The sequence below is a fragment of the Streptomyces sp. NPDC057543 genome (assembly GCF_042801895.1).
Classification (GTDB): Bacteria; Actinomycetota; Actinomycetes; order Streptomycetales; family Streptomycetaceae; genus Streptomyces.
Genome location: NZ_JBHVFF010000066.1, coordinates 21,714 through 31,360 on the forward strand (window position 1 = coordinate 21,714; position 9,647 = coordinate 31,360).

General features: G+C 67.5%; 9 protein-coding genes. 5 read left to right on the forward strand and 4 right to left on the reverse strand.

Annotated elements, in window-relative coordinates; all coding sequences use genetic code 11:
* Nucleotides 1-28: 28 nt before the first annotated feature.
* A complete protein-coding gene (locus ACFU8Q_RS14240; RefSeq protein ID WP_384452552.1) occupies nucleotides 29-1,237 on the reverse strand; it encodes an MFS transporter in 1,209 nt (402 codons plus the stop codon).
* A gap of 116 nt (nucleotides 1,238-1,353) precedes the next feature.
* Complete coding sequence (locus ACFU8Q_RS14245) at nucleotides 1,354-1,665, reverse strand: ArsR/SmtB family transcription factor (RefSeq protein ID WP_384452555.1); 312 nt, start codon at nucleotides 1,663-1,665, stop codon at nucleotides 1,354-1,356.
* Between the two features lie 470 nt (nucleotides 1,666-2,135).
* Here ACFU8Q_RS14245 and ACFU8Q_RS14250 point away from each other — a divergent pair, with 470 nt between their 5' ends.
* Both ACFU8Q_RS14250 and ACFU8Q_RS14255 read left to right on the forward strand, forming a co-directional pair.
* Nucleotides 2,136-3,185, forward strand: coding sequence for a hypothetical protein (locus ACFU8Q_RS14250; RefSeq protein WP_384452558.1), 1,050 nt, complete (start codon nucleotides 2,136-2,138; stop codon nucleotides 3,183-3,185).
* Nucleotides 3,186-3,423: 238 nt separating this feature from the next.
* Nucleotides 3,424-3,939, forward strand: coding sequence for a CHAT domain-containing protein (locus ACFU8Q_RS14255; RefSeq protein ID WP_384452585.1), 516 nt, complete (start codon nucleotides 3,424-3,426; stop codon nucleotides 3,937-3,939).
* Here ACFU8Q_RS14255 and ACFU8Q_RS14260 read toward each other — a convergent pair.
* Nucleotides 3,834-4,163, reverse strand: coding sequence for a DUF397 domain-containing protein (locus ACFU8Q_RS14260; RefSeq protein WP_384452561.1), 330 nt, complete (start codon nucleotides 4,161-4,163; stop codon nucleotides 3,834-3,836). The genes ACFU8Q_RS14255 and ACFU8Q_RS14260 overlap by 106 nt on opposite strands.
* A gap of 185 nt (nucleotides 4,164-4,348) precedes the next feature.
* Between ACFU8Q_RS14260 and ACFU8Q_RS14265 the strand changes: the two genes are divergently transcribed.
* Nucleotides 4,349-5,899, forward strand: a complete 1,551-nt coding sequence (locus ACFU8Q_RS14265; RefSeq protein ID WP_384452564.1) for a M20/M25/M40 family metallo-hydrolase — start codon at nucleotides 4,349-4,351, stop codon at nucleotides 5,897-5,899.
* Between the two features lie 46 nt (nucleotides 5,900-5,945).
* Here ACFU8Q_RS14265 and ACFU8Q_RS14270 read toward each other — a convergent pair whose 3' ends face one another.
* Entirely contained in the window at nucleotides 5,946-6,908 is a 963-nt protein-coding gene (locus tag ACFU8Q_RS14270; protein WP_384452567.1) for an NADP-dependent oxidoreductase, read from the reverse strand.
* 554 nt (nucleotides 6,909-7,462) lie between these two features.
* Here ACFU8Q_RS14270 and ACFU8Q_RS14275 point away from each other — a divergent pair.
* Nucleotides 7,463-7,912 (forward strand): DUF2871 domain-containing protein, encoded by a 450-nt coding sequence (locus tag ACFU8Q_RS14275; RefSeq protein ID WP_384452570.1) that lies wholly within the window; start codon nucleotides 7,463-7,465, stop codon nucleotides 7,910-7,912.
* Between the two features lie 319 nt (nucleotides 7,913-8,231).
* Nucleotides 8,232-9,032 carry a hypothetical protein gene (locus tag ACFU8Q_RS14280; protein ID WP_384452573.1) on the forward strand — a complete coding sequence of 267 codons (801 nt, stop codon included), beginning with the start codon at nucleotides 8,232-8,234 and terminating at the stop codon, nucleotides 9,030-9,032.
* The last annotated feature ends 615 nt before the right edge of the window (nucleotides 9,033-9,647 follow it).

The following is a 9,647-nucleotide window of genomic DNA, read 5'->3' on the forward strand; positions in this document are numbered from 1 at the left end:
CCCCGGCCGGCGCGGTGGCCCGGCCGTCTCAGGCTCGAACCTCTCCGAGTGTCCCTACGTCCGGATCGGTGAGCGCCGCCTGTCGGCCTCCGACACCGTCCAGGGCCAGCCGCAGAGCTATGACGATCAGCGCGGCAACGGCGAATCCCGTCCCCGCCCAGGCGAGTTGACGGGCGCCGTACGTGGCCAGGACCCAGCCGCCGACCGCGGTTCCGACGGTGATGCCGAGGTTCGAGAACGAGATGAAGAGGCTGTTGCCGAACTCGGGCGCGTCGACGGCGTCCTGCCCCAGCCAGCTCTGGCTCACGACGAGCCCGCCCGAGTGCACGGCCCCCCAGACCAGCACCGCCACGACCATCGGCGCGAACAGCGGGCCCACGGCGTACAGGAGCACGTACACCAGCAGGCACAGCACCGGGTAGGCGACCACCGTTCGAATCAGGTTGCGCCGCAACAGCCCACCGAAGGCGAAGTTCCCAAGGATCATCACCATGCCGAACGCCATCAGCATGGCGCTGACCCAGGTTCCGTCCATGTGCGTGACCTGGCCCAGGTACTCGGCGAAGTAGCCGTAGACCGAGAACATCGCCGCGAAGACGAGGACGACCGACGCGATGGTCAGCCACAACCGGGAGCGCTTCAGAACACTCAACTGGGCACCGTAGGAAACCCGTTGACCGACCGGCATCGGCGGGACGAACCGCAGGATGCCGAGGAACGCGATCAGGTTGACGAGCGCGCCGAACCAGAACGCCGACGCCAAGGACACATGCTCGGCGAGGTACGAGGTCAGCGGCACCCCGAAGGCGAAGCCGACGGTGACTCCGCCGAACACGGTGGTCGTGGCCCGGGTGGCGTCCTCGGCGGGCACCAGCCGTGCGGCGGTCGCGAGCGCGACGGCGAAGAACACGGGATGGAAGAGTGCGGGAACGACGCGGAAGGCGAGCATCACCTCGTACCGCGTGGTGAGTGCGTAGACGGCGTTGGACACGGCGAACACCGCGATCGCGGCAGCAAGTATCTTCTTGCGGTCGATGCCGGAGGCGAGCAGCGTGGTGAACGGCCCGGACACGGCGATGACCAGGGCAAACACTCCGACGAGCCAGCCCGCGGTGGACGGCTGGACACCGAGCTCGGCCGAAACCTGGGGGAGTACGCCGACCATGCCCATCTCGGTGGTGATGATCCCGAACACGCCCAGGGCGAGCACCAGGACGGTGAGGGATGCCTTTCGCATGGGAACCTTTCATCAAATCTAGAAAAGTAGATGCATAAAACGGGGAAGCGGAAGAAGCTAGAAGCGGAAGAAACTGCGGAAGGGCTCAGGCGTGGGATCCGGGCAGGCCGGGCGGGCTACAGATCGTCGCGGACGTGTGCGGCGAACTCCGCGATCGCCGGCTCATTGCGCCGGTAGTACGTCCACTTGCCGATGCGTTCCGAGGTGAGCAGCCCCGCGTCCTTCAGGGTCTGCAGGTAACCGGACACCACCGACTGTGCCAGCCCGGAACGCTTCTGGATGTCGCCGACGCACACTCCGATGTGGAAGCCGAGTCCCTGCTGTCGGTAGGAGTCCTCGTCGAAGTACTTCTCCGGCTCCCTCAGCCACTGCATGAACTGCAGGCGCGCGGGGTTGGCGAGCGCCTTGTGTGCGGCCAGGGGGTCCACGGGTCCACCTCTCCATGCTCTCTATGTCCTCCAGGGGACGCATCTAGCTTTCGCGATATGTAGTGGCAAGTCAAATCGCGCCGCCCGGGTGCTGGGGTTGTGCAACTGAATTCCCCCGACGCAACCACGACCGCGAGGTCTCGCGGTGCTCCGTCCTGGAGGAGCGCCGGGTCCGCAACGTCTCCGCGCCCGGACGGGAATCGTCCGGCGCCTGGTGAACACCCCCACCGGACCACTCGCGCTCGAAGCCGCGGGCACGATCGACGTACCGCCGACGACCACCGGCACGGCTCACTCTGGCTCGCCCGACGGTGCGAAGTCCCGTTCGCGTGGTGGGAGATGGGGGTGATGCGGTACGGTGACGGAATCATCACGCTCTGTGTGTTCACGCGCACACAGGGCGGCCCCCGGCGGTGCGGCAAACACCATCCGAGGGCCTACACCACCAGTGGAACCAGAGGCCACCGGAAATGCTGCGTCATGCTATCGCGCCGTCTGCGCGCTTCACGAAGGCATCGCACGATGTCGTACGCCACCCGCGTCTGAGCAGTGACGCGAAGATCCTGCTCCTGTACGTCCAGGGCCTGCCCGACGATGCCACGTACAAGCCGTTGAGTGAACTCGCCCGCAAGCTGGGCATCAAGGGCCGCGCGTACCAGAAGGCGAAGTCACAGCTCGTCGAGCACGGGTACGTGCACGAGTGGCGGAGCCAGGGGGAGGGCGGCCGCTGGCTGACCGAGCAGCTGGTCGCGAACAACCCCCTGACGAGTGAGCAGGCACGACACCTGCGAGGGGCCCCACCCGTGCCCGTACCCAAGCCCGCACTCGTACCCGTGCCCGCACCGGTACTCGTGCCTGCACCCGCGATCGGGCCGCCGAGTACGCACTTCCCGACGGTCGGCGAACCGGCTCCTCGGACGGTCGGTGGCTATAAACCCGCAGAAGACCACAGTGATAAGACCACTCCCCACCCACCCCCCGAACCCGAGCCGACGCTCAAGCCCACCCCGGAACCGGCACCCGAACCGACCCCATCAACTCCAACGCCACCGGATCCGACACCGCTCCCCTCCCAACTCGCCGCAGCGGAACGGGTCCTGCTCTCCCTGCGTCACTCCCGCCGCGAACTCCACCTGGGATTACGCGAAGCCCGCGCCCTCGCCGTGGAGGCCGTCAAATGGCTGGAGCGCGGCGTGAGCGAATCCGACCTGCGCCACGCCCTGCTCGCCGAACGCCCCGACAACGGCGTCCGCTCAGCCGTCGGCTTCCTGCGCTACCGCCTCATCCAGAAACTCCCCGAACCCCCGGTCCAGCACCAGCCCTACGAACGTCCACCCCTGCCCGAACTCTCCGAATGCACCGGCCCCGGCGACCCCCACGTCTTCCGCCCCCTGCACGGCGAATCCGAATGCACCTCCTGCCGCCACGCCGCCGCCCACCCCGAAACCGAACCCATCTCCTGGCGCGAACGCATCGCCCGAATCAACGGCACACCAACACCTCTGCCGGCCCAGGCCTGACCCGCGTGGTCGCTTCTTGCCGCAAGCACGGGTGACGGAGGCCGATGCCACGTATTCTTCGAGCTCGAACCGAGCTCCGGTCCAGCAGCAACGCAGAGGGATCTGCTACCGAGCCGGAGAGGCCACAGCGGGCTCCGGGTACAAGCAGCGCAATCGGGCATGACCGTCTGTGCGGCTCTGCCTTCGGCCGACGGATTGAGGGGGCAAAGCGTGCGCGATCCGGCAACGGCTCTCCGCGCTGATCGAGCTGGGGCATACCGGCCTGCTCCACTTCGCCTGCCACAACTCCTTCACGGACAAGGGCTCCAGCGTCACCATGGCGGATGCCCCGTTCGACCCCATTGACTTGAGCAAGGCCGCCGAATCCGGATCACTGCGCGACGGCCGGCCTCTGGTGTTCTTCGACGCCTGCCGCAGCGCGGGGGAAAACCCGTGGTTCGGCTCCACACTCGGCTGGGCCCCGCAGTTCCTGCGGGCCGGTGCCGGAGCCTTCGTCGGCACTCTTTGGCCCGTACGTTCAGACTCCGCGCTCGCCTTCGCGAAGGCGTTCTATCAGCACCTCGTCACGGACCAAAAGTCGCTCGGCGAAGCCTCTCTGGCGGCTCGCCGCGCCATCCGCGAAGGAAGCGGAGACCCGACGCGACTCGCCTACGCCTGTACGGCAGCCCGTCGGCTCGTACCACGGTGGGCTGACCCTCGCGGCGGGGCCACCGTCCGGTGGAGCTTCCCGCGCTCCACCGCCACCCCCGGTTGACTCCGGAATGCCTTACGGGCAACCAGCATTTCCCCTCTTCGGGGTATGTCGCAGGCCCTGTACGAAGTCGGCCCAGGTGCTTGGCCGGACGGCTGCTCGGGCTCCTCGGGCCGCTTCGAGTCGCGTACGCCGGTGGCGGAGACCAGGTCGGCCACCACGACGCACTCGGTCCCGCTGCCGCCGGTGCAAGACGACCTGAACCAGTGCAGGTGTTCGTGATCCATCACATTTCTGCGGGCCGCGCGAGGTCGGCCACCGCAAGCAAGCACCGCGACAGGAAGGCAGGGCGGACACCGTTCGTCGCAGATTAAAGACCGCTCATCGACTGCGGCGTCCCTCGCTCATTGCCCCTGAACCAGGTTGATCGCCAACCTCGAACACCAGCCACCCCCGCAATAAGGAGGAGAACATGGACGACTCACGTGACGTGACCGCCGTGAACCGAGCGCCACTCGGGCGACGCACCTTCCTTGGCGGAGTCGGCATCGCCGCCCTCGGCGCCACAGGCCTCGGAGGCATCAGCCTGTTCACCGGCGCCACCCTGAGCCCGGCGGCGGCCGTCACCGCGGTGCCGGAGGGGGACAAGGACCCGCTCAACCTGCTCCAGCGGATGCTGTCCTACGACACACAAAACTACGGCAAGGGCGCGAACACGCGCCCGCACGCGGAGATGCTCAAGGCGGTGTGGGAGAACGCCGGGGTGCCCACGGAGATCATCGACACTCCTCAGCCGGACAACGTGCACCTGATCGCGCGGATCCCCGGGACAAGTTCCGCTGCGCCGCTGCTGATGCTCGGCCACTCCGACGTGGTGCCGGTCGAACGGGAGGCATGGTCCGTCGATCCGTTCTCCGGCACGGTGCGCAACGGGGAGGTGTACGGCCGCGGCGCCCTCGACATGAAGGGTGCGAACTCGGCGACGATCAGTGCTCTGCTGCGGCACATCTCCGAGGGGTCCCGGTTCGAGCGCGACATCATCGTGCTCACCGACTGTGACGAGGAGGCCGGCTCGTTCGGGTCGGGTTGGCTTGCGGCCAACCACTGGAACAAGGTGGACGCGGGCATGGTCCTCACCGAGGGCGGCTGGTTCCTGGCGCAGAAGGACAAGACCACCCCGATGCTGATCACTGCCACCCGGCAGGACAAGGTCTACTTCAACCTGGACCTGACCGCCGGCGGTACCGCCACGCACTCCTCCAAGCCCAACCCCGAATCCGCGATCGTGACTTTGTCCCGGGCGGTCGCCGAACTCGGCAGTTGGCTCGCGCCGGTGCACCTCACCGAGGTGACGCGCGAGTACTTCGCGGCGCTGGCAAAGGCAACCGACGACGCGGAGTTCGCCCGCGCGGTCAGGCTCATGCTCTCCGCACGCAGCCAGAACGCACGGGAACGGGCCGCGGGTGTCGTTGTGTCGAAGTCCTCCTACCCGTGGCTGCACCGTGCCCTGCTCCGGACCACGCACGCGTTTGTCATCGAGGACTCCGGCTACAAGGAGAACGTGATCCCGTCCTCGGCTCATGTCCGGCTCAACTGCCGTGGCATCCCCGGTGGTCAGAAGCCCCGCGAGTTCCTCGCCCAGGTCCGCGAGATGACGGCCCGCCGCGGCATCCAGGTGACACTCGCCGCCCCGGAGGGCAAGACCGAGGCGCAGTACCTCGACGAGCTCGACGAGAGGTGGGCGACGTCACCGGCCGGCATCGACACGCCACTGTTCCGCGCTCTCGCCGGCGCCGCGAGCGACACCTACCCCAACGCGGTGTTCGCGCCGGCCCTGTTCGAAGCAGGTACCAGCCTGGCGCCGTGGCGCGAGCGCGGCATCCCCGGATACGGGGTCTACCCCTACGTACTCGACAACGACCAGCTCGTCACGATGCACGGAAACGACGAACGGATCTACGTCGAGGCGCTGCGGCAGGGGACCGCGTTCATGTACGGGATGTTCTCCCGCTTCCTCCGCTGACGGTCCGGTCACCAACGGGCATGCCCCTGCAGCCGAGCGGATCCCTTCAGCGGCCCCCGTGCTCGACATGCAGGACGACCTTCCCGCGCGGGTGCTCCGCCGCGAGGGCCTCGTAGGCCGCTCGCGTCTCGGTGATCGGTACGACGCGGTCCACCACCGGCCTGAGCTTGCCGGCGTCGATCAGTTCGCTGATGGCCGTGAGCCCGGGCCGGTCGGGTTCGACGATGAAAAACAGGCCCCGTGCACCACGGGCGGCGGCCTTCTCCTGGTCTGGCGGCTGCACGATGCTGACCACGATTCCTCCTGGGCGCACGACTGCCCAGGAGCGGTCCAGCGTCTCGCCGCCGACCAGATCGAGCACGACATCGACGTCGTGCACCAGGTCTTCGAAGTGTTCGTTCCGGTAATCGATGACCTGCTGTGCGCCGAGGCCGGTGACGAAGTCCTTGTCCCTTGCCGACGCGGTGGCTGTCACCCGCGCTCCGAGTGCCGCGGCGATCTGCACGGCGAAGGTGCCGACGCCCCCGGCGCCGCCGTGGATCAGGATGCGTTGTCCCCGTTGCAGTGCGGCATGGTCGACGAGCGCCTGCCACACAGTGAGAGCGGCGAGCGGGACGGCCGCCGCCTGGTCGTGGTTCAGCGTGGCCGGCTTGGCGGCGAGCATGTCGGCGGGGACGGTGACGTACTCGGCGGCCGCGCCGTCGCGCGTGAACGGGATCAGCCCGTAGACCTCGTCGCCGGTCCCGAGGTCGGTCACTCCGCTGCCCAAGGCGGCCACGACGCCCGAGACCTCGTGCGAGGGGACGGTCGGCGTACGGTCCCTGCCCGTTCCGTCGAAGCTGTCGGTCCAGGTGGTGTCCCAGTCGAGTTCACCAGCTGTGATGGAGGCGGCGCACACGGCGACGAGCACCTCACCCGCCGCCGGCTCGGGGCGCGGTGCGGACTCGTACGCGTAGCGTTCGGGGCCGCCCCGCTCGTGGGCACGTACGGCATGCATCGTGGCGCTCATGAGGGATCACTCCCGATTCACATCACACGGCTCCCCGACCGAATCTACTCGGATGGCCGATGGCTCGCATACGCGAGAACGCCCGCGGGGCGGGCAGGCGCGGGCCACCCCTTGATCGCAGGGGGCGGTGTCCCCGACGGTCTGTTGGACCGGGCGCGGATGCACTTCGAGGCAGAGGCCCAGGCGAGAAGCACCTGTTCCGCCCCTTGGCCGACGAGACGGAATGCGCCCCCGTGCCGCAGGTCCGCAGTGCGCGCGACCTCCAGCGGCGCCCCCGCGCCGGAGCCCGACCGCGTCCCGTGGCGGGAACGGATCGCGAGGATCAACGGGACGCTCGCGGCTCGACCGGGTGAGGGCTGATCCCGTAGGCGACGGGGACTGTGACGTGGAAAGCTCGCCGAGCGACCAGGGCAAGCGACGTACAAACGCGTCGAAATCTCCTGTGTCCGCTGCGCCCATCGTGGCTCTGGCTGAAAGCTCCTGCCCCACACAGGTTCGGAGTGCTTCAATGGCTCGCGACAGGACGGTATTCGTTCAGCAGGGGGCGAACGAGGATGCGGAAATCGTACCACGCGGCACATATCTACATGATCCTGGGACTGATCTCCGGGCTGTACTACCGAGAGTTCACCAAGGCCCATCATTTCGACGGCGACACCCAACTGGCCGTCATACATACCCACTTGCTGGCTCTGGGTATGTTGGGTTTCCTCATCGTTCTCGCCCTCGACAAGCAGTTCCAGCTGTCCGGGACGAAACTCTTCACCTCCTTCTTCTGGTTCTACAACGTGGGCATCGCGATCACCGTTGTCATGATGTTCGTTCACGGCACCGAGACCGTGCTCGGAAGCAAGGTCCCCGAGGCCGTGCCGTGGATTGCAGGCCTCGGCCACACTTTGCTCACGGTCGGGCTCGTCCTGCTGTTCATCCTGCTCGGCCAACGCCTGAACGAGTCCACGAGGACCGAGCCAACGGAGTCGGAGCCCGCGAAGACGACGGCCTGAACCGGCCCTGACGGCAGGCCACTTGTCATGCGGCCGGACCGGGCGCTCTCGCCGAACGGCCGGGGCCTGCCGGTGAAGGCACCGGGTGACCGGCAGGCCCGGCCGCAGAGCGTCTCCGATCGGACGAACGGACGTCGGTGCGTGCTGCTCGTCGCTATTCGGCTGAGTCTCACTCCACGACATCGTCCAAGCGCCCTTCAACCGGCAAGCAGGCTGGAACTGCACGCTGCCTGCCAACTGGCCCGCCCCAACCCGGTGAACCCTTGCGATCACAGCACTAGACTGCCCGGTCGTAGCCGAACTGAAGCGGAGCCGTCGCATGCGTGGACGCACCCCTTACGACCAGGTCGCGGCGGAGGCCGGCCTGGGCGCGAGACGCCGTGTCTACCGCACGGCCCGGCGGGTCAGCTACGGCCTGAGCGTGGCCTTTGCAGCCGTGGTGTTGGTCCTTGCGGGTGCGTGGGGCTGGACGTGGTGGGCGTTCCTCCTTGCCTTGGTCATCGCGGCGGGCGCCGGTTGGCTGTACCGGGAGTTCCCGCCGAGCACGGGCCTGAGGGCTGTGGCGCACTACGAGGGCGGCCTCGTGCTGGCCGCGGCCGGCAGCTACATGCCGGCCCTGCCCTGGGAAGCCATCGAGTCCTACGAGTTCGTTCCAGCTCGTTTCGAGTACCGGGGCAATCTGCAGACCGAGCACTTCGCCCGGCTGGTTCTGCGGCTGCGTGGCGCGGACGAACCGGTCGTCCTGATGCACCTGCGCGGCAAGGAAGGTGAGTTGGCCCGTGCCGTCGACGCCGCGCTGATACCGCGCCGGACCGCTGCACTGCACCAGAAGTTCACCGAGCAGGGGCATGTCGTGTTCGGCACGGTCCTGGGAGTCCTGCCCACCGGGCTGCTGATCGGTCCCAGCGAATACCACCGCAAGGACCCATTGCCCTGGGCCGACCTCGACCTGGTGGGCTCGCGCGGCGCCTTTCAGCTGAACCTCACCGCGACCAAGGACCTCAACCCCGGGAGCCGCAGCGTCTCCTGCGAGGTGCCCGACGCCCCCGCCGTCGTCGACTTCCTGCTCGAAGTCTGCGACGCCATGCTGAAGAACCCGCCGCCGGCCGGTGCAGCCTAGTGCTGTGACGGGGAACGTTCAGCGGGGCGGCGCGGCCAACTTCAGGTAGCCCGTCAGGATATTCCGTGGCGGTTTGCTACCGAAGGAGTCCTGTGACACGTACCGCTCATTACTTTCCTCCTTCGCAGACGAAGAAGACCCGCAGCGACCAACCGGGAGCCCCGTGGCACTCGATGATTCTCCGGGATCTCCGTTACAGCGCCCGGTGCATCGCGAAGGCGGCACACGAGTCGCACAGGCCTAGTACTCCAGCCGGACTTCTTCATTCGTGCTGGTCAGCGGCTTGGGTGTGGAGAGTGTAGCGGGCTGGAATAGGGGTGGGGCAGTCTTGCCGGGCCGTCCCACGAACGTGTGGCCGCGCTGCTTGTAGTGGCAACGTTCCGGGCAGCCCGCTCGCATGAGCGATGCACCAACGGGCCTGTGGGAAGAGGGATTTGCTGAGCTGGTCTTGCGGATCGGAGGACGTTTTGCCCGCGTGGAATCCCGGCGTCGGATGCGAGACTACGTCCGTGGGCTTCTTACTGATCGTTTCAGAATGAGATCGGTGTGTTGGCTTGGCAGTTGGGTGTTGTGTCGGCAGGATCTTCCGGGTGTCTGCTGATCTCGTGCCCGATG